The sequence below is a fragment of the Bradyrhizobium commune genome, from assembly GCF_015624505.1.
Taxonomy (GTDB): domain Bacteria; phylum Pseudomonadota; class Alphaproteobacteria; order Rhizobiales; family Xanthobacteraceae; genus Bradyrhizobium; species Bradyrhizobium commune.
On record NZ_CP061379.1, the window covers coordinates 5,675,366 to 5,695,398 of the forward strand.

The 20,033-nt window shown below is 64.9% G+C and carries 19 protein-coding genes; 11 read left to right on the forward strand and 8 right to left on the reverse strand.

From position 1 onward, the window contains the following. Positions 1 to 2 precede the first annotated feature (2 nt). Entirely contained in the window at positions 3 to 1,199 is a 1,197-nt protein-coding gene (locus IC761_RS26695; RefSeq protein WP_195799663.1) for an acetate/propionate family kinase, read from the forward strand. 128 nt (positions 1,200 to 1,327) lie between these two features. Here IC761_RS26695 and IC761_RS26700 read toward each other — a convergent pair whose 3' ends face one another. Beyond that, entirely contained in the window at positions 1,328 to 2,167 is an 840-nt protein-coding gene (locus tag IC761_RS26700; RefSeq protein WP_195799664.1) for an RMD1 family protein, read from the reverse strand. A 309-nt stretch (positions 2,168 to 2,476) separates the two neighbouring features. Here IC761_RS26700 and IC761_RS26705 point away from each other — a divergent pair, with 309 nt between their 5' ends. Together IC761_RS26705 and IC761_RS26710 are read left to right on the forward strand one after the other, a co-directional pair. Beyond that, complete coding sequence (locus tag IC761_RS26705) at positions 2,477 to 3,052, forward strand: glycosyltransferase family protein (protein ID WP_195799665.1); 576 nt, start codon at positions 2,477 to 2,479, stop codon at positions 3,050 to 3,052. Positions 3,053 to 3,115: 63 nt separating this feature from the next. Continuing rightward, positions 3,116 to 4,045, forward strand: a complete 930-nt coding sequence (locus IC761_RS26710; protein WP_195799666.1) for a bifunctional helix-turn-helix transcriptional regulator/GNAT family N-acetyltransferase — start codon at positions 3,116 to 3,118, stop codon at positions 4,043 to 4,045. Between the two features lie 204 nt (positions 4,046 to 4,249). Here the strand turns inward: IC761_RS26710 and moaB are convergent, their stop codons facing one another. Further along, positions 4,250 to 4,813: a molybdenum cofactor biosynthesis protein B gene (gene moaB / locus IC761_RS26715; RefSeq protein WP_195799667.1), complete on the reverse strand. Its 564-nt coding sequence runs from the start codon at positions 4,811 to 4,813 to the stop codon at positions 4,250 to 4,252. Positions 4,814 to 4,967: 154 nt separating this feature from the next. After that, positions 4,968 to 5,903, reverse strand: coding sequence for a KPN_02809 family neutral zinc metallopeptidase (gene ypfJ, locus IC761_RS26720; RefSeq protein WP_195799668.1), 936 nt, complete (start codon positions 5,901 to 5,903; stop codon positions 4,968 to 4,970). A 415-nt stretch (positions 5,904 to 6,318) separates the two neighbouring features. Between ypfJ and IC761_RS26725 the strand changes: the two genes are divergently transcribed. From IC761_RS26725 to IC761_RS26735, 3 genes are all read left to right on the forward strand, one after another. Next, complete coding sequence (locus tag IC761_RS26725) at positions 6,319 to 7,449, forward strand: site-specific DNA-methyltransferase (RefSeq protein WP_283814449.1); 1,131 nt, start codon at positions 6,319 to 6,321, stop codon at positions 7,447 to 7,449. Between the two features lie 178 nt (positions 7,450 to 7,627). Beyond that, positions 7,628 to 7,954, forward strand: a complete 327-nt coding sequence (locus tag IC761_RS26730; protein ID WP_195799670.1) for a hypothetical protein — start codon at positions 7,628 to 7,630, stop codon at positions 7,952 to 7,954. A gap of 130 nt (positions 7,955 to 8,084) precedes the next feature. Continuing rightward, positions 8,085 to 8,771 (forward strand): glutathione S-transferase family protein, encoded by a 687-nt coding sequence (locus tag IC761_RS26735; RefSeq protein WP_195799671.1) that lies wholly within the window; start codon positions 8,085 to 8,087, stop codon positions 8,769 to 8,771. Positions 8,772 to 8,841: 70 nt separating this feature from the next. Here the strand turns inward: IC761_RS26735 and IC761_RS26740 are convergent, their stop codons facing one another. Continuing rightward, on the reverse strand, positions 8,842 to 10,851 hold the full coding sequence (locus IC761_RS26740; protein ID WP_195799672.1) for a methyl-accepting chemotaxis protein: 2,010 nt from the start codon (positions 10,849 to 10,851) through the stop codon (positions 8,842 to 8,844). A gap of 228 nt (positions 10,852 to 11,079) precedes the next feature. Continuing rightward, complete coding sequence (locus IC761_RS26745) at positions 11,080 to 11,520, reverse strand: nuclear transport factor 2 family protein (RefSeq protein ID WP_195799673.1); 441 nt, start codon at positions 11,518 to 11,520, stop codon at positions 11,080 to 11,082. Positions 11,521 to 11,611: 91 nt separating this feature from the next. On the opposite strand from IC761_RS26745, the gene IC761_RS26750 reads away from it, so the two are divergent. Beyond that, a complete protein-coding gene (locus IC761_RS26750) occupies positions 11,612 to 12,535 on the forward strand; it encodes a LysR family transcriptional regulator (protein ID WP_195799674.1) in 924 nt (307 codons plus the stop codon). Positions 12,536 to 12,628: 93 nt separating this feature from the next. Here the strand turns inward: IC761_RS26750 and IC761_RS26755 are convergent, their stop codons facing one another. Continuing rightward, positions 12,629 to 13,249, reverse strand: coding sequence for a glutathione S-transferase family protein (locus IC761_RS26755; RefSeq protein WP_195799675.1), 621 nt, complete (start codon positions 13,247 to 13,249; stop codon positions 12,629 to 12,631). Between the two features lie 128 nt (positions 13,250 to 13,377). Here IC761_RS26755 and IC761_RS26760 point away from each other — a divergent pair, with 128 nt between their 5' ends. Next, complete coding sequence (locus tag IC761_RS26760; RefSeq protein WP_195799676.1) at positions 13,378 to 14,655, forward strand: flavin-dependent oxidoreductase; 1,278 nt, start codon at positions 13,378 to 13,380, stop codon at positions 14,653 to 14,655. A 213-nt stretch (positions 14,656 to 14,868) separates the two neighbouring features. On the opposite strand, the gene IC761_RS26765 is transcribed toward IC761_RS26760, so the two are convergent. After that, a complete protein-coding gene (locus IC761_RS26765) occupies positions 14,869 to 15,291 on the reverse strand; it encodes a PaaI family thioesterase (protein WP_195799677.1) in 423 nt (140 codons plus the stop codon). Between the two features lie 250 nt (positions 15,292 to 15,541). Between IC761_RS26765 and IC761_RS26770 the strand changes: the two genes are divergently transcribed. Continuing rightward, positions 15,542 to 17,287 (forward strand): sensor domain-containing diguanylate cyclase, encoded by a 1,746-nt coding sequence (locus IC761_RS26770; RefSeq protein WP_195799678.1) that lies wholly within the window; start codon positions 15,542 to 15,544, stop codon positions 17,285 to 17,287. Positions 17,288 to 17,291: 4 nt separating this feature from the next. Here IC761_RS26770 and mutY read toward each other — a convergent pair whose 3' ends face one another. After that, positions 17,292 to 18,410 carry an A/G-specific adenine glycosylase gene (gene mutY / locus IC761_RS26775; RefSeq protein ID WP_195799679.1) on the reverse strand — a complete coding sequence of 373 codons (1,119 nt, stop codon included), beginning with the start codon at positions 18,408 to 18,410 and terminating at the stop codon, positions 17,292 to 17,294. Between the two features lie 120 nt (positions 18,411 to 18,530). Between mutY and IC761_RS26780 the strand changes: the two genes are divergently transcribed. Next, on the forward strand, positions 18,531 to 19,022 hold the full coding sequence (locus tag IC761_RS26780; protein WP_195799680.1) for a DUF721 domain-containing protein: 492 nt from the start codon (positions 18,531 to 18,533) through the stop codon (positions 19,020 to 19,022). A gap of 135 nt (positions 19,023 to 19,157) precedes the next feature. Then, a complete protein-coding gene (locus IC761_RS26785; RefSeq protein ID WP_195799681.1) occupies positions 19,158 to 19,814 on the forward strand; it encodes a DsbA family protein in 657 nt (218 codons plus the stop codon). Positions 19,815 to 20,033: the final 219 nt, after the last annotated feature.

Sequence of the window (20,033 nt, forward strand, 5' to 3'; positions counted from 1 at the left end):
CGATGCCGGCGCCCGGTGCCGTCCTCGTCCTCAACGCGGGATCGTCGAGCATCAAGTTCGGCCTGTTCGACATATCGGCGAGCGAGCCTGCCCTGCTCTGCAAGGGCCAGCTCGACGAGCACGAGGCGAAGCCGCGGCTGGTCGTGAAGAGCCCGAAGGGGGAGGACCTGTTCGAGCAGCAGCGGACGGAAGCGGATGCGGACGGCGATCATCTGTTGGCCGCTGTGCTGTCCTTCAGCGAGAGACAATTCGGCGATCACAGCTTGCGCGCCGTGGGTCACCGCATCGTCCACGGTGGTCCGGACTATTCCGCCCCGGTCGAACTGACCCTGGACGTCCATGCAAAGCTTGAGGCGCTCACGCCGCTGGCGCCATTGCATCAGCCGCGCTGCCTGGCGCCGGTCCGCACCATCAGGGCGATCCGGCCTGCGCTGATACAGATCGCCTGTTTCGACACCGCCTTCCACCATGGCCTGGTGCCGCCCGTGAGCCGCTTCGCCATTCCGCGGCGCTATGAACAGAGCGGCATCCGGCGCTACGGCTTTCACGGTCTCTCCTTCGAATATGTCGCGGGCCGCCTCGTCCAAATCGCACCGGAGCGTGCAGCCAAGCGCACCATCATCGCTCATCTCGGCAATGGCGCGAGCCTCTGCGCGCTGCGCGACGGCCGCAGCGTCGACACCACGATGGGACTGACACCGCTCGACGGCCTCGTCATGGGCACGCGCTGCGGCACCATCGATCCCGGCGTGCTGCTCTATCTGCTGGAGCACGAGACCATGTCTGCCGAAGAGCTGCAGCGCCTGCTCTATCACGAGTCCGGTCTGCTCGGCGTCTCCGGCATCTCCGCGGACATGCGCACGCTGCTGGCGAGCAGCGAGGCTGCGGCGCGGGAAGCCGTCGATCTCTTCACCTTCCGAGCGGCGCAGGCGATCGCGATGATGGCGACCACGCTGGGCGGGCTGGATGGCCTCGTCTTCACTGGCGGTATCGGCGAGCATGCCGGGGAAATCCGCAGCGGCATCGGCGAGCGGCTCGCCTGGCTCGGCGTGCGCATCGACGCGGCAGCGAATGACGCGGCGCGCGAGCGCATCAATGCCGGCGATAGCGCGGTGGATGTCTTCGTGATCCCAACGAACGAAGAACTGACGATCGCGCGGCATTGCGCGGCGATGCTGCGAAGCGCTCGGGTATCGTAGGGTGGGTAAAGCGAAGCATGCCCACCACTTGCCTGAGGCAGGATAGGTGGTGGGCACGGCGCAAGTGCGCCTTTGCCCACCCTATGATGCTGGGTGTGGGCGCAGAGCAGGGATCAGGCGTCACCGGCTCAGTGAATGCCGGCAAAGATCTGGATGCAGCCGATCACGACCTCGATCACGATCAGCGCAACCACCGCGATTTCGAGGCGCAGCGAGCGCTGGGTGTCGATGATTTCGGTCAGCGCGTTGGCGGTCTCCGTAATCGCGGTCACCTTGCGCTCGAGCGTATCGAGGCGCTCCTTCAACTCGTACTCGTCTTCGAGACGCGCATAGAGGCGGTCGAGCTGCGGCTTTTCCCAGAGCGCGTCGGGCTTCTCGGCAACGGCAACGCGGCCGGCGACGCGCTGCTGGACCAGAAGCGCATTGCCGATCAATTGCAGGATGCCCTTGCGCCGCCGCGACGTACGGCCTTTCTCGGCGAGCTCGCGCGCGAAAGGCTCGATAACATCGAAGACCGCGGCAACGCGGCGCTCGTCACGCGCCAGCGATGTGCTCTTGGCGAGTGCGTCCGCGATCAGGAGCAGCCGCTCATCGGAGAATTTCGACAGATGAATCGGCCCACCCGGCTGGATCGCCTCGGCGTTCTCGTCGTGGCAGAGCTGCGCGTGCGCGATCTCTTCCTCATACGGGCTGAGCTCGCCGGTCACGCGGGACTTCAGGCTGTCGATCAACACCTTCTCTTCCGAGGGAAGCAGGCCGATCAGCACCACGACACCGTAGCGAAACACCACGGCGAGGCCGGCATGGACGCGAAAGGTTGCGGGCGTCGAGGAGACCAGCGCGCCAAGCTCGAGCCCGGAGGCATTGATGCGATCGCCCAACATCACTGCACGGATCCGCAACGTGGGCGCAGCGTCCTGCTTCGGCAAGGTTGGCATCGTGCCAACGACAGGTTGATCGCTATTCATTCGACTGTCTCGCTCCGCACGCGATTGCACGTTTGTCCCGTCCGCAACGCCGATCCGGCACTGACGACCAATCCTTCCGGGATAGTCCGCGGAGTGGCTCCGGATTCTTACGGTCTTTTGCGCCGTCCGCCGAAACATCCGGCAATCCGGCCTCCGCGCGCGACACATTTGGCTGCGATGGGCGCATGGCGGTTTACCATCGCAGGCTGAAATACCCGCAAAAAGTTGCACTCGGCAACGCCGCGTGTTTATGACAACATCATAACAAGCTTACGCTTCTCCCGAAATTGAGACATTGAAGCCTCAATCATGCTGAGCGTCATCATCCCGACCGAAGGCGTCGAGCAGACCGCGGTCGCAACTCTGGCAGCACTGGTCCCCGGTGCTGCGGCCGGCATCATCCGCGAAGTGCTGCTGGTCGACGGCACTCGTAACGGCGTCATCGAACGCGTTGCCGACGTCGCGGGCTGCCGTTTCATCGGCTACGAGGGTCCCTCGCAAGGCGCAGCGCTGGCCGCCGGCGCGCTCCAGGCCCGTTCGCCCTGGCTGATGTTCCTCCCCGCCGGCGCCGTCCTCGAAACCGGCTGGATCGAGGAGACCACCCAGTTCATCCAGGCCGTCGCGTCCAGCGGCCGGGATCGCGCAGCCGTGTTCCGCTACGCCCGCTCACCTTACGCGGATACCGGGTTCCGCGATGTCCTGCGCGCCGCGGTCCGCAAGCTGGTCGGCCCACTCGGCGATCAGGGTCTTTTGATCGCGCGTGATCATTACGACCGGATCGGCGGCTATCCGCCCCAGGCCCGGCGCGCCGAAGCGCGGCTGCTGCGCCGGCTCGGCCGCTCGTCGCGGACGCTGCTGCGCAGCCGGATCGTCATGGTGGGCTGACACGCATCCAATACTTGCCAAAGTCAAATAACTATTTGACAATGGCAATTATTGAGGTGTCCCATGCCATTTGACGGTACCGACGACCAGATCGCAGCGGTCCGCGCCTTCAACCGCTTCTATACCCGCAAGCTCGGCGTGCTCGACCAGCACCTTGGCAAGAGCCCGTTTTCGCTCAGCGAGGCCCGTGTGCTCTACGAGCTCGCGCATCGTGACGACCTTGCGGCCAAAGAGATCGGAAACGAGCTCGGTCTCGACCCCGGCTATCTCAGCCGCATCGTGCAGAGCTTCGACGAAAAGGGGCTGATCACGCGAAAACCCCTGCCCGCGGATCGCAGGCAATACCAGCTCAGCCTCACCGCCAAGGGCCGCCAGACTTTCGCCAAGCTGAACCTGAGCTCGCAGAACGAAGTCGCCGCAATGCTGGCGCAGCTTACGACCAGTGACGCAACGCGGCTCACGCAGGCTATGGCGACCATCGAGGCTGTGCTGGAGCAGCGTCGAAGCCAGCCGGCCGCTTTCCTGCTGCGCAGCCATCGCGTCGGCGACATGGGTTGGGTCATCTCCAAGCAAGCCGCCGCCTATGCCGCGGACTACAATTGGGACGCCAGCTACGAAGCGCTGGTCGCCGAGATCTGCGCGCAGTTCATCAGGAACTATGACCCCGCACGCGAACACTGCTGGATCGCGGAAGTCGGTGGCGAGCCGGTGGGCTCGGTCTTTCTGGTCAAGGCCGCGGACGAGATCGCCAAGCTTCGCCTGTTGCAGGTGGAGAAGAAAGCACGCGGATTAGGCGTCGGCCGAGCGCTGGTCGAGCAATGCCTCCAGGGCGCACGCGAGCGGGGCTACGGCAAGATGACGCTGTGGACGCAAAGCATCCTGCTCGCCGCGCGCGGCATCTATCAAAGCGCAGGCTTCAAGCTCGTGAAGGAAGAGAAGCACCACAGCTTCGGTGCCGATCTGGTCGGGGAGACCTGGGAGCGGGATCTCTGATGATTTCGCGTGGCCAGCTGCAGATTGCGGCGCGATGCGCGTTGTTGTGCCCTCTCCCCTTGCGGGAGAGGGCAGCGATGCCGGCAGACACGAACTCGCTTGGGTGAGGGGTATGTCTCAACCAGCGTCTGTGCGAGTGGATGGAACCCCTCATCCGGCGCTTCGCGCCACCTTCTCCCGCAAGGGGAGAAGGAAGAAGACCACCTACACCGTCGCGCCCTGCGCTTTCGGCCGGCGCAGATGTTCGTCCAGCCGCGGCATGATCTCGACGAAATTGCAGGGGCGGGTGCGGTAGTCGAGCTGGCTTGCGAGGATGCCGTCCCAGCCATCGCGGCAGGCGCCGGGCGAACCGGGGAGACAGAAGATGTAGGTCGCGCCCGCAACGCCCGCGGTGGCGCGGCTCTGGATCGTCGATGTGCCGATCTTGGCATGGCTCAGCATGTGGAACGCGATCGAGAAGCCGTCCATGCGCTTCTCGAACAGCGGCTCGATCGCCTCCGGCGTGACGTCGCGGCCGGTGAAGCCGGTGCCGCCGGTGGTGATGACGACGTCGATGCCCGTCTCCGCGATCCAGCGGCGGATGACGGCGCGGATCGCCTCGATATCGTCGGTGACGATCTCGCGCGCGGCGAGATGATGGCCGGCGGCGGTGAGACCATCAGCGAGCGTCTGGCCGGATTTGTCGTCGGCGAGCGCACGCGTGTCGGAGACGGTCAGCACCGCGATGTTGAGCGGGATGAATTGTCTTGTTTCGTCGATGGACGCCATTACGCTTCTCTCGTGTCCCGGACGCGATGCACCGCAAAGCGGTGCAGCGCAGAGCCGGGACCCATTTTCAGGGAGACCGGCAATGTGGGCCCCGGCTCTGTAGCGCACCGCTGAAGAAGCGCTGCGCTGCGTCCGGGGCACGAAGTCTTCGTTGCTACGCCCCGCCGCCGAACGTGTTGCAGGCCTGGACCGTGCCCTGCTGATAGCCGGTCATGAACCATTGCTTGCGTTGCGCCGCCGAGCCGTGGGTGAAGGAGTCGGGCACGACGCGTCCCGTGGCCTGGCGTTGCAGCGTGTCGTCGCCGATCGCGCTTGCGGTGGTCAGGGCCGCGTCGATGTCGCCGGCCTCGAGGAAGCCCGGACGCTTCTTCTCCTCGCGATTGACCCAGACGCCCGACAGGCAGTCGGCCTGGAGCTCGACCTTGACCTGGAGCGCGTTCGACTCGGCCTTGCTGCCGGCCTGCTGCTGGAGCCGCGTCACGCGCGGAATGATGCCGAGCAGATTCTGGATGTGATGGCCGGCCTCATGCGCGATGATATAAGCTGCCGTGAACTTGCAGGCATTGCCGGAGCAGCCGCGAAAGCGTGTCTCGACCTCGCGGAAGAACGAGGTGTCGAGGAAGATGGTCTTGTCCGGAGGGCAGTAGAACGGGCCCATCGCCGACTGCGCCATGCCGCAGCGGCCGCCATTGGTGGCGTTGCGGAACAGCACGATCTTCGGACCGCTATAGGACTGGCCGCTGGCCTGGAAGATCTCGCTCCAGCGATCGTCGATCTCGCCGAGGATGCCGGCGATCATGCTGCCCATCTCGTCGGTCGGCGCGCCGCGCTTGGCGGTCGAGGACGACTGACGATCGGTCTGGTAGGTCGGCGCCTGGCCGCCGCCGGTGAGAATTTCGGCGCCGCCGATCAGGATGCGCGGATCGATGCCGAAGGCGTAGCCGATCAGGCCGAGCACGATGACGGTGCCGATGCCGAGCCCGCCGCCGCCCATGGGAAGGCCGAACCCGCCGCCACCTCCTCCGCCGCCGCCATCATCGCCGCGACGATCCTCGATGTCGTCGCTGCGGCGGAAATCATCGTAGCGCATGGCGGGCTTCCCTCAAATCGTCGTTTGCATCGCATGGACACGCAGGAACGCGAAAAGCTGAACGCGCCACAGACGTAAAATTTCCATTGCGTTAATCAATATCCCGCTCGGCAAATATTGCCTAGTGCGACAGCATGCCGGGGCCAGCAATTTTTTCCGAGGGCGAGCAATTTTTTCCGAGAGAAATTTGGAGTCTTTTTCGTGTCCGGGCTGCTCCCGCAGCGCGATGAAATACGAAATACACTGCAAAACACGACAAATGCGCGCGATGAATCGCGCACAACGCGCGACGCGGCGCTTGCTCACAAAAGCAGCGGGTTAAGTCGATTTTTACTTTGCCACTGCAATGTAACGGCCAGTCGGTTGTTTGGTCCCGCGTCGCCGACAGCGTCGCCTGAGTCAGAGTTCTTGAGTCATGGTTGTGTCGCGTCGCGGGGCGTCTGCAAGGGCGCCCCGCACAAATTTTGAGTCCGCCTCGCATCGCATCATCCTCGGTGATTGCGTCGCCGAGATGTCGAAGCTTCAGGCAGGTAGCGTCGATCTGGTGTTCGCCGATCCGCCCTACAACCTCCAGCTCAAGGGCGATCTCAAGCGTCCCGACGAATCCCATGTCGATGCCGTCAACGACGACTGGGACAAGTTCGATTCGTTTTCGGCCTATGACGACTTCACCCGCGCCTGGCTGCTCGCCGCGCGGGCTGCGATGAAGCCGTCGGCGACGATCTGGGTGATCGGCTCCTATCACAACATCTTCCGCGTCGGCGCGATCATGCAGGACCTCGGCTTCTGGCTCCTGAACGACATCGTCTGGCGCAAGTCGAACCCGATGCCGAATTTCCGCGGCCGCCGCTTCACCAACGCGCACGAGACCATGATCTGGGCCGCGCGCGACGAGAAGGCCAAGGGCTACACGTTCAATTACGAAGCGCTGAAGGCGGCGAACGAGGACGTGCAGGCGCGCTCCGACTGGCTGATCCCGCTCTGCACCGGCGAGGAGCGCCTCAAGGGCGCCGACGGCAAGAAGGTGCATCCGACGCAGAAGCCGGAGGGCCTGCTCGCGCGCGTGCTGCTGTCGTCGTCGAAACCCGGCGACCTCGTGATCGATCCGTTCAACGGCACCGGCACCACCGGCGCCGTCGCCAAACGCCTCGGCCGTTCCTATATCGGCTTCGAGCGCGACAAGACCTATGCCAAGGCCGCGGAAGCGCGCATCGCCGCGGTCGAGCCGCTGCCGGAAGAGAGCCTCGCCCCGTTCATGACCGCGCGCGACGCGCCGCGGGTGGCGTTCTCCGAATTGATCGAACGCGGCATGATCATGCCGGGCACAAAATTGTTCGACGCTAAGAAGAAGCTCGGCGCGCTGGTGCGCGCCGACGGCGCCATCATGTTCGGCGACAAGGTCGGCTCGATCCACCGCATCGGCGCGGTGGCGCAGGGCGCGCAAGCCTGCAACGGCTGGACCTTCTGGCATGTCGAGACCAAGAAGGGTCTCAAGCTGATCGACGAGCTCCGCGCCGAGATCCGCGCGGGGATGGGGGCGGAGTAGTATTTCTCCGATCTCGCAGGGTGGGCAAAGGCGCCTTTGCGCCGTGCCCACCAACTTTCTCCTCCGCAGACGCACTGGTGGTGGGCACGCTTCGCTTTGCCCACCCTACGGCGTCTTGAATGACGCCAGGGCCAGACTACATTAACCCGACCAGCCCCGTCCTGACCGGATGGTCCCCATGCGAAAACAGTCCGAGACATTGCTGCTCCTGCCGCTGCTGCCGATCTTCCTGATCGGCATGTTTCCGATGTTCCTGATCGCCCTGCTCGGCTTTTTCGGGCTTGCGCTGTTCGGCGTGCTCGTGATCTGCGTCGGCCTTGCCAGCAGCAACGAGGCCCACGACGCCTTCAACCACGACGTCATCGTTCACGGCTATGCGCGGGGATCGGAGCGGGCCACGCAGGCGTCGAACATGCGCATGGCCACACGGCTCGGGCTGCGGCTAGAGGCCGTCGGCGCGGCGATGGTCCTTACGGCGGCGATCGGCTTTTGTTACGCCGGCTGATCTGCGCATCACGCAGATACCGCACGGCAAACTCGCCGGTTGCGCTCCCCGATCAGGTTTTGGCAAGAGATAGCGGCTAGCGGCAATGATGCTGCGTTCGCTCTCGACAAGAAACACTGGGGAGAGACTGATGCTCAAATTCTATTTCAACGGATCGCCGAACCCGACCAAGGTCGCGCTTTATCTCGAAGAGACCGGCCTGCCGTTCGAGCCGGTCAAGATCGACACCCGCAAAGGCGACCAGTTCACGCCGGACTATCTGAAGGTCAATCCCAACGGCAAGGTGCCGGCGATCGACGACAATGGCACCATCGTTTTCGACAGCAACGCCATCCTGCTCTATCTCGCCGAGAAGACCGGCAAGTTCCTGCCCGCGGCAAGCGTCCGCGGCGAGACGCTGTCGTGGCTGATGTTCATCGCCACCGGTCTCGGGCCCTTTTCAGGGCAAGCGGTGCATTTCAAGCATTTCGCGCCGAAGGACCAGAACCACGACTACGCCCATAACCGCTACCAGTACGAGACCGATCGTCACTACAAAATTCTCGACGCTCACCTCAAAGGCCGCAGCTACATGGTCGGCGACAGCTATTCGATCGTCGACATGGCGCTGTGGGGCTGGGCACGGATGGTGCCGTTCAAGCTCGGCGACGACGCCTTTGCGCGCTACCCGAACGTGAAGCGGCTGATCGACGAGATCTCGGCGCGCCCTGCGGCCGCGCGCGCGATCGCGCTGAAGGACAAGTTTACCTTCAAGGCGGAGATGGACGACGAGGCGCGCGCCAACATGTTCAAGCACATGAACATGAAAGTGGCGTGATCACGTCGCGCCGTAGCATGAAGGCCACGCACATGCGCGTGGCCTTTTGCTTTTGAGAGGGACGCCTCGCTCAGGCGGCGTGGACCGAGCTCAGGAAGTTCGCGACCTCCTGCTTCAGGCGGTTGCTGTCCGAAGACAGCGAGCGCGCCGCTGACAGCACCTGCGATGACGCCGAGCCGGTCTCCGACGCACCACGCTGCACGTCGCCGATATTGGTCGAGACCCGCTGGGTGCCGTGCGCGGCCTGCTGGACGTTGCGCGAGATCTCCTGCGTGGCCGCGCCCTGCTGCTCCACGGCGGCTGCGACCGCGGCGGAAATCTCCGACAGGCGCTCGATGGTGCCGCTGATCTCCCTGATGGCGCCGACCGATTGCTCGGTGGCGGCCTGGATGCTCGCAATCTGCTGACCAATCTCACCGGTGGCCTTCGCGGTCTGCTCGGCGAGCGCCTTGACCTCGGAGGCGACGACGGCAAAGCCGCGGCCGGCGTCGCCGGCGCGCGCGGCCTCGATGGTGGCATTCAGCGCCAGCAGATTGGTCTGGCCGGCGATGGTGCTGATCAGCTCGACCACGTCGCCGATCCGCGCGGCCGCCTTGGACAGCTCGCCGACGCGTTCGTTGGTCTTGCTCGCCTGCCCCACGGCCTCGTTGGCGATGCGGGCGGATTCCTGCACCTGGCGGGCGATCTCGCTGACCGAGGAGGACAGCTCTTCGGTCGCGGACGCAACCGCCTGCACGTTGGCGGTCGCCTCCTGCGACGCGGACGCCACCTCCGTCGACAGGTCCTGGGCGCGGGTCGCGGTCGCGGTCAGCGTGCCGGCCGAGGCTTCGAGCTCGCTCGAGGCCGAGGAGACGGTGTCGACGATCTCGCCCACCGCCTGCTCAAACTGGTCGGCGAGCCTGACCATGTCTTGCTTGCGGCTCTCGACCTGCCGCGCCTCGAGCTCGGTCTGCTCATGGCGCAGGCGCTCGGTGTCGATCATGTTGGTCTTGAACACCTCGATCGCCTTGGCCATGTCGCCGATCTCGTCTTTGTTGCCGCGTCCGGGAATCTCGACCGCGAGATTGCCGCCGGCCAGCGCGCCCATCGCGCGCGTCATCGACGTCAAGGGACCGACAATGCCGCGGGCGATCAGGACAGCGACGATCAGGCCGAGCAGGGTGGCAAGGCCGCCCGCAATCTCCTGCACCGAAATCGTGCTGTCGATCACGGCTTCGGCCTGGCTGCGCGACTCCTTGTAATCCTTCTTGAGTGCGGTCTCGGCGACCTTGAGCTTGGCGATGCTGTCGACGATGAGGGGCGCGAGGTTCTTGTGATAGATCTCGTCGGCCTGGAGCATCGCGGCCGATGTCGTCTCGAACGCGGATTTGTAGATTCCGAGCGAGGTCTTCACCGGTGCGATGGCGTTGCGCAAGTCTCCCGCCTGCGGGCTCCTCTCGATCGCCGCCAGCCGTTGCGCGGCCCGGTCGGCGTTGGTCCTGAAATTCGCCGGCCCCTTGGTGTCGCGCAGCGCCAAAAAGCGCCAGCCTGCGATCTGGACCTGAAGCAGCCTGGATTCGAGGTCGGCGACGAGCGCCGCGGTGTCTTCATCTGCGGATGCGCGCGCCGCGTCGACCAGCTTGCTCATTTTGGTGGTCAGCTCGTCGCCGCTCGGCAGCAGCGTGGCCTTGCCCGTTCTCGCCTCGTTGACGGCGTCGCCGAGATCGTCACGCAGGGTCTTCATTTTCTTGATGTCGTCGATCAGGCCGTTGTAGAGGTTGCGCCGCTCTTCCGAGAGCGTGCCCTTGGCGCCTGTCTGCAACAGCTCGATCGCGGCCGCCTCGCGTTCCGAGGCCTCCCGCATCGCCGGCTCGTTGGCGTCGTAGATGTAGCGAAGGTTGGCGCGCTGGATCGCCTGGAGGTGGGTCGAGATTTCCAGCACCCGCGCCGTGCTGTCCGAAAACGCCGAAGCCTTGGCCACCTGATCCTGCACGGCCCGCAAGTTCCAGACCGCAACCACCGCCATCACGAGGCCAACCACGACCAGCGCCATGAAGCCGGCATAGAGCCGGCCCCGGATCCGCAAACCAAACTTCGGCATTCCCAGTATCCACCCAGATGCATGTGACTTCGAGCGGTCGGACCCGTCCAGTTGGTATCGCCGGCCACCCTGGCAGCCGCGCGTCGCGATTCGGCGACCCACGCTGCACCGCGATACAATGGAGGACACTTCTTAATTGAACCTTCCGGTTTTTCGCGCGCGCTCGCATCGGCGCGCAGAAAAACTGCTGATTTTATCAGCAGTTGCGCAAGGTTTTGGCGCAGGGCGCTACAGTGTGTCGCGGCTTGGCGCCGGAAACGGACCGAGCGCCCTTTCAGTCAAGATCGAGTCGCAATATTCCCGGATCTCCTTGATCTTGCCGTCCTCAAGACGAAACACCAGGCAATAGTCGTTGTCGTAGCGCACGCCCTCGGGCGTGACATTGTCGCCCTTGGCCTCCACCACGACGATGTCGCCGTCGGCGATGAAGCGTTCGGCGACGGTGCGCGTCCGGTCGCGCAGGCGGGTCCGCACGTAGCCGTGCAGATCATTCATGATGGCCTCCTTGCCGGTGAAGGTGCGGGACCAGGAATACTGGCCGGTCACGATCCATCTGGCATCCTCCGCAAGGCTTGCGGCGAACAGCGCGCGGTCGCGCACCGCAGGATCGAGGTTGGCGGCGGCCGCGAAAATATCCTGCATCAGTTTCTTGTTGGCGCTCGCGCTCATGGCGGCATCTCCGTGTGGTGACAACGCGGAGATGATCGTCGCTGGAGCGACATTCTTCAAATCGATAACAAATATGATATCTATTCAGCCCATGAATTTGAATTCGCTCGACCTCAACCTCCTCACCGCGCTCGACGCGCTGCTGCGCGAGGCCAATGTCAGCCGCGCGGCCATGCGCATCGGCCTGTCGCAGCCGGCGGCGAGCCATGCGCTGCAACGCCTGCGCGACATCTTCGGCGATCCGCTGCTGGTGCGGACCGGTGCGCGGATGGAGCTGACGCCGCGCGCGCAGGCCCTCCGCGCACCGCTGGCGCAGGCGCTCGACCAGGTGCGCGGCCTGTTCGTGCCAGATGATTTCGACGCCGCGCGCAGCGAGCGCGCATTCCGGCTGATGATGCCGGACCTCGCGGTCGAGCTGTTGATGCCGCCCTTGATGGAGAAGGTGACGCGCCTTGCGCCCAACGTCCGTATCGACGTTGTGCCGTGGCGGGGACCGGCGATCTTCCACGCCGAGTTCGCCCGCACCATCGACCTCGTGATCTCGATCGGCAACGCCTTCAAAGGCTTTCACCGCCAATTGCTCTACACCGACAGCGACGCGCTGGCGGTGCGACGCGGTCATCCCGTCGGCGCCAAGCTGAAGCGGCGCGAGGCGTTCCTCGCTGCGCGCCATGTCGGCGTGATCATCCGGGGCAACAGCGAGGATCTGATCGACACCTGGCTGCGCAGCAAAGGCATCGAGCGGCACATCGCGCTGGTGGTGTCGGGCTATCTCGAAGCCCTGCACGTCGCCGCCCGCACCGACCTCGTCGCCTTCGTGCCGCGCCGGCTGATCGCGGCGCTGTCGCGGCAGTTCGCACTCGTCACTGTGACGCCGCCGCTCGACCCCGGGATCGACGAGCAGTTCATGTTCTATCCGACACGGGCGCAGATGGATCCGGGATCGATCTGGCTCAGGCGGCTGATGCTGGAGACGGGACGGGAGTTGGAGCAAGCCAAGCGCAAGCTCTCGTAGGGTGGGCAAAGCGGAGCGTGCCCACCACTTCTATCACAACCTGGAAAGATGGTGGGCACGGCGCTGCGCGCCTTTGCCCACCCTACAAGTGCCTCAGGCCTTCTGCGCGTCCATCACCTTGCGGACCGCAGGGCGGTCGGACATGCGCTTGAAATGGTCGGCGATCTTCGGCGTGGCCTTGATGTCGACGCTGTCGCCTTCGAGCCAGTGCGAGAGCGTGTGGAGGTAGGGATCGCAGATCGTGAACTGATCTCCCATCACCCACGGCCCTTTGAACATCCTCTGCTCGATCAGGGCGAAGCACGCGCCCATGGTCTTCGGCACCATCGCCTTCATGTCGGCGAACGAGCTCTGCTCGGTCGCCCAGCGCGCGCCGCGCATCTTGTGGGCATGGTTGATGTGCACGGTCGAGCAGAGATAGGAGTTGAACGACTGCACCTGGGCGAAATCGAAGGGATCGTCGAGCGGCGCCAGCTTCGCCTTGGGGAAGGTCTGCGCGATGTAGGCCAGCATCGCCGGCGTCTCGGTGAGGACGCCGCGATCGGTCACCAGCGCAGGCACGCGGCCTTTCGGGTTGATGGCGAGATAGTCCGGGCTGTTCTGCTGGTTGTCCTTGAAGCTCAGCCGTTCAGCCGTGTAGTCGGCGCCGGCCTCCTCCAGGGTCATGTAGGTGGCGAGCGCGCAGGTGCCGGTTGCGTAGTAGAGCTTGAGCATGTCGGACCTCATGGGAAAATTGGAAATTAACGGCTGTCGTCCCCAAGGTCCATAGCACGAAATCCTCTTCGCAGTTGCCCACCGCCGCCCGGCTGTGCCAAGACGCCCGCAATTGGAGGGGTTTGGTCATGACGGTCCTCATCGCCGGCGGCGGCATCGGCGGGCTGACGCTTGCGCTCAGCCTGCACGGCATCGGCGTTCCCGTAAAAGTGTTCGAGAGCGTCAGTGAACTGAAGCCGCTCGGCGTCGGCATCAACGTGCTGCCGCATGCGGTGCGCGAGCTGATCGAGCTCGGGCTGATGGACAAGCTCGACGCCAGCGGCGTGCGCACGCGCGAGCTCGCCTATTTCTCCAAGCACGGCAAGCCGATCTGGAGCGAGCCGCGGGGACTGGAAGCCGGCTACAAATGGCCGCAATTCTCGATCCATCGCGGCACGCTCCAGCAGCTGCTGCTCGACACCGCGATCGAGCGGCTCGGCCGCGACAACATCCTGACCAGCCATCATCTGACCGGCTGGACCGAGACGGCCGATGGCATCCGCGCCGACTTCATCGACAAGGCGACCGGCAAGGCCGCAAGGACTTATGACGGCGCGATCCTGATCGCCGCCGATGGCATCCATTCCGCCGCGCGAGAAAAGCTCTATCCGAACGAAGGCCCACCGATCTGGAACGGCCGCATCCTCTGGCGCGGCGTCACGCCGTCCGAGGCTTTCCTCACCGGCCGCACTATGATCATGGCCGGGCATGAAATCCTGAAATTCGTCTGCTATCCGATCAGCAAGGCGCCCGACACAGCCGGCAATCATCTGATCAACTGGGTCGCCGAACGCCACATGCCGCCGACCTATCAATGGCGCCGCGAGGATTACAACCGCACCGCGCGGCTCGAGGAGTTTCTGCCCTGGTTCGAGAGCTGGCAGTTCGACTGGCTCGACGTGCCCGGCCTGATCAGGAACTGCCCGCACGCTTACGAATATCCGCTGGTCGACCGCGATCCCGTCTCGCAATGGACCTTTGGCAGGGTGACGCTGATGGGCGATGCCGCCCACCCGATGTATCCGATCGGCTCGAACGGCGCCTCGCAGGCGATCCTCGATGCCCGCACCATCACCCGCGAGATTTTGGCGCACGGCCCCACGAGTGCCGCGCTGCTCGCCTATGAGGCCGAGCGAAGGCCCGCGACCACCGACCTCGTCCTGCTCAACCGCAAGAACGGCCCCGAGCAGGTGATGCAGCTCGTCGAGGAGCGCGCGCCGGATGGCTACAAGGTGGTGACCGACGTGCTGTCGCAAAAGGAGCTGGAGGATATCGCCGCGAACTACAAGCGCGTCGCGGGCTTCCAGGTCGAGGCGCTGAACGCGAAGCCGCCGATTGTGAGCAAAGATGCGCGGGCACGCGCCTAGTTTACTGCTCTTGCACGAAGCGAGATGCATGTTGATGTGCCCTCGCCCCTTGTGGGAGAGGGCAGCGACGCTGGCAGACGCAGGCTCCCTCGGGTGAGGGGTATGTATCCGCGAGTCCAACTCGCGCTTGAATTCGCGGACGGATACCCCTCATCCGGCGCTTCGCGCCACCTTCCCCCACAAGGGGGGAAGGGAAGAGCAGTGCGGGTTAGACTAGCTAAGCACCACCCTCGCCGCTTCCAGCAGCCGCTCGCTCGCACCCGCCGTTGCGAGCACCGTGCCATCTTCCGCCATCAGCTTCGCCTCGACGAACGCGATGGTCTTGCCGAGCTGCGTCACCCTGGCCTCGCCGATGATCGGCCCAGGCTTTGCGGGGCTGAGAAAATTCACCGTCATGCTGATGGTCGTGGTGTAGAGCCGGCCTTCGCTCATCACCAACACGGCGGGGCCCATCGTGTCGTCGAGCATGGCCGAGAGCATGCCGCCCTGGATGAAGCCCGCCGGGTTGCAGAATTCGGGCTTTCCCTCGAAGGCGAGCTTGATCCAGCCGTCCGCAGGACGAGCATCGAGCAGACGCCAGCCGAGCAGCTCGGCGCAGGGCGGCCTCCTGAAGTTGTCGAGCGCGGTCTTGACCATGCGAACCTCCATTGCAGCTGACGGAATAGCGTAGGCCTGCTGACACCCTCATGGCAGCAGGCCTACGCCGCACCGCAACACCCCGGGGAACTCCGAAAATTGCGCGAAATCAGGGCATTCCGCTCATGATTAAGCCGGCTTCAACCAACCGATTTCACGACCGATTCAATACGATCCAATCGCGCAATCTGCCGGTAAGCGGTTGGAAGTTACGACATGGGAGAAGCGACGGTGAAACCGGAGCCTTTCCATGCGGACCTTCTTGCAACGGGCGGCAGACCGCCTGCACGCGATCGAAGATCATCTGACGGTGCGGACCCAGATTGCTGCGGCCGTCGCCGCCATGTCCATCCTGCTCGTCGGCACACTCGCGGCGGGCGCCGCGCTGATCAGCTACAGGCACACCGCCGCTCTGGTCGAGAGCAGCCTAGCCGGGATTGCATCCGCCACCTCGGGCCGGCTCGACCGCTTCATGGCGACGCGGCAGCAGGAGATGAAGCTGTTTGCAGAGCTGGAGCCGACGCAGCGGCTGTGGCAGGGCGATCCGAACGAATTGCGCAGCGCGCTCGAGGCTCTCCAGCATTCCTTCGAATTCACCTGGATCGGCTTTGCCGACGTCAACGGCAACGTCGTCGCGGGCACCGGTGGCCTGCTGCAAGGCAAGTCCGTGACCGCACGTCCCTGGTTCAAGCAGGGTCTCGAAAAGGTCGTTATCGGCGACGTGCACGAAGCCATTATGCTGGCCTCGCTGCTGACCCAGCGCGCCAACAACGAGCCCTATCGTTTCGTCGACATCGCCGTTCCCGTGCGTGACAAATCCGGCAAGGTGCTCGGCGTGCTCGGCGGTCACCTGGACTGGGCCTGGGCCACCAACCTGATCAAGGACGTCGAGGCCAATGACGGCAACACCGACACGCGGCTCACGATCCTCAGCAAGGGCGGCATGGTTCTGGTCGGGCCGCAGAGGGAAACCATCCGCTATGGCGGCGACGAACTCGCCGGCATCCTGAACGCCCGCAATGGGACCTTCCGCGAAACGACGGACGGACGGCAGCTGCTAACGGCGTTTCACGTTGGCGACGGCTATCGCGATTACCAGGGCCTGAACTGGATCGTCACCGCGAGCCAGCCCGCGAGCGTCGCGCTCGCCGCCGCGATCTCGTCGGCGCAGACGATTTTGGCGATCGGCGCGGTCATCGCCCTGATCGCATTGTCGCTGGCCGTGCTGGTCTCGCGCCGGATCGCAGCCCCGATCATCGCCATCACGCGGGAGGCCGACCGCATCGGACGCGCCCACGGGCCGACCATGCTGGCGCGGCAGAGCGGCTCGGCCGAGGTGGTCCAGCTCTCGCGCGCGCTGCGCTCGCTGCTCCGACGCATCGGCATGGCCGAGGAGCGCACCAAGGAGGCCGAGCTGCGCGCGACCGAGAACGCGATGCAGCTCCAGGAGGACATGCTGAAGCTGCGCCATCTCGCCGACACAGACTTCATGACCGGCCTGATGAACCGCCGTTCCTTCCTGACCGTCGCCGACGACGCCGTCGCGTACTGCCGCCGTTACAAGCGCAACATGGCGACGTTGATGATCGACATCGATCATTTCAAGAAGATCAACGACACCCACGGCCACGCTGCCGGTGACGACGCGATCAAGAGCATCGCCGACATCATCAGCCAGTCGATCCGCACCACCGACAAGGCGGCCCGTTTCGGCGGCGAGGAATTCGTGGTGCTGCTGCGCGAGATCGACCAGGAGACGGCGATCCTGCTCGCCGAGCGCATCCGAACCTCGATCGCGGCCGCGACCGTACGCCATGGCGGCACTGTCATTCCCGTCACCGTCTCGGTCGGGCTTGCCCTGTTTGACGAGAGCGACCGCGACGTTCAGGACGTGATCGAGCGCGCCGACCAGGGCCTCTATGTTGCCAAGAAGACCGGCCGCAACCGCGTCTTCATGATGCCTGCAACCGACGAACGGGCCGCGCGCGCCGCCTAAGCGGTCAGCCCAGCGCGTGCGCAATCACCTTGCGCATGACGTTCGGCAGCGCCTCGTCGGCCAAGGTCGCGATCGGCACCCAGCGCATGCCTGCGGGCGCACGCGTGCGCGCTGCGGCCTTCGCGGTGTAGACCACGAGTTCCAACGGGAAATGCGTGAAGACGTGGGTGACCACGCCGACCTTGCGCTGCCAGTGCGGCAGCCCTTTCAATTCCGGCGCCTGCTGCTTCGCGGTCGAGTCCTCCTGGCCGGCGAGCCAGTCCGAGCCCGGCACTTCGGTCATGCCGCCGAGCAGGCCCCTTTCCGGCCTTGAGCGGACGAGCAGTTCGTCGCCGCGGGTCACGACGAAGGCGGCCCCGCGGCGCAACGTTCCGCTCTTCTTCGGCGCCTTGCGCGGAAACGTCTCCGGCGTGCCCTGCGCACCCGCCACGCAATCCTCGTTCAGCGGGCAGAGCGAACAGGCCGGCTTCTTCGGCGTGCAGATCGACGCGCCCAGATCCATCAGCGCCTGCGCGCTGTCCCCGGCGCGAGACTTCTCGTCGCCGGCGCGAGAGTCGGCGAGCAACGTCGCCGCCAATTGCTGAATCACGGGCTTTGCCTGCGGCAGCTCCTCCTCAACCGCAAACAGCCGCGACACCACCCGTTCGATATTGCCGTCGACCGGCATGGTCCGGCGATCGAAGGCGATCGCCGCGATCGCGGCGGCCGTGTAGGGCCCGATCCCCGGCAGCGCGCGCAGCCCCTCCTCGGTGTCGGGAAAGATGCCGCCATGCTCGCGCGTCACAGCGACGGCGCAGGCGTAGAGATTCCGCGCACGCGAGTAATAACCGAGCCCGGCCCACATCCGCAGCACGTTATCCAGCGAGGCCCGGCCGAGCGCCGAGACATCCGGCCAGCGCGCGACGAACTTTTCGAAATAGGGCCCGACCGCCTTCACCGTGGTCTGCTGCAGCATGATCTCGGACAGCCAGACGCGGTAGGGATCAGATGCCTCGCCCGGCGCGGCGCGCCAGGGCAAGCGACGTCGGTGGCGATCGTACCAGGCGAGCAGCAATGTCGGACGCGATGACGCTACCGGCAGCGTTGGTTCCGACTTGGCCTTGAGGGCAGATTTCGGGCTCATGCGACCACTCTAGCCGCGCCGCACCGATCCCTCCACGTCATGCCTGCGCTCGTGGCGGGCATCCACGTCTTTCTTCACAGCGAAGAGCCTATGCTGTGCGCCGGAGTGCTATAAGGGTCCATGGCCAAATTCCCTCCCAAGCCCGGCCCCATCAGCGCCAAGCCGCTCGGCATCCTGCTCAACGACGTCTTTGCCGAGGCCTATGCCAAGCAGGGCTTTGCGGCGCGCGAGCTGGTGACACGGTGGGCGCAGATTGCGGGGCCGGAGATCGCCGCGCATGCCGAGCCGCTCAAGATGCAATGGCCGCGGCCGGTCGAGGGCCAGCCGCAGGAGCCGGCGACCCTGGTGCTGCGGGTCGAAGGGCCGATGGCGCTGGAGATCCAGCACTCGGCCGACGTGATCCTGGAACGGGTCAACCGCTTCTTCGGCTGGAGCGCCGTCGGCAAGCTCGCCTTCCGCCAGGCCCCCCTGTCGCGCGCCCGGCGCCCGGCGCGGCCTGGCCCGCCAGACCCGAAGGCGGTGGCCAAGGTGGCGGAGGGCCTCGCCGATATCGAAGATGAACAATTGAAGACAGCGCTGGCGCGGCTCGGGGCTGCCATCAAGCGAAATTGAGCCTTATTCCGCTGCCAAATTGAACCCGTCCTTGCGGCGCGCCATTGCCTCAAACGACGTTTCAAGCTAGCGACAAGCCGCCTGGGAACCTCGATAAGGACCTTAGGCGAGACCACGCCAATTCGGGAGCCGACCTTGATCATCACCCGCCGCGCCTTCAACACGATGCTGTCGCTGACCGGGCTTGCCGCGCTCGCCGGGCTCTCGCCGCTGCGGTTCATTTCCGAAGCTATGGCACAGTCGGCCGCCGAGGTGGCCAAGCCCGTGTCGCTGCCCGACATGGCGCTCGGCCCGAAGGACGCCGCTGTCACCATCACCGAATTCGCCTCGATGACCTGCCCGCACTGCGCGGCCTTCAACGAGCAGGTGTTCCCCAAGATCAAGTCGGAATACATCGACACCGGCAAGGTGCGTTACATCTTCCGCGAGTTCCCGCTCGACATCAAAGCCGCCGCCGGCTCGATGCTCTCGCGCTGCATCGCCAATGGCGATGCGCCGAAATATTTCGCGGTCACCGACATGCTGTTCCGCCAGCAGAGCGACTGGGTGATCAAGAACACCACCGAGACGCTGGCGCGGATCGGCAAGCAGGCCGGCCTCACCCAGCAGCAGGTCGAGACCTGCCTGAAGGATCAGGCGCTGCTCGACAAGATTGCCGCCGACCAGAAATATGCGAGCGATGTCCTGAAGGTCGATTCGACGCCGACCTTCTTCATCAACGGCGAGAAGATCAAGGGCGAGGCCTCGTTCGAGGAATTCGCGAAGAAGATCAATCCGCTGCTGAAGAGCTGATGGTCGCGCGCAAGAGCTGATTCGCAAGTCCTCCAAGCCGTATCATTCCCGTCATATTTCCCTTGGGAAAAGCGGCTTTCGCAGGTTGCCCTCGCGGCACACCGCGGCCATTGTCCAGCCGCATGAGCCGCCTTGGGCGACTCACCCCGACAGCGGCATTGCCTTCCATGGTATTGTCCAGGCAGCGGGATTCGCGCCTGCCAACAGAGATGCGTGCTT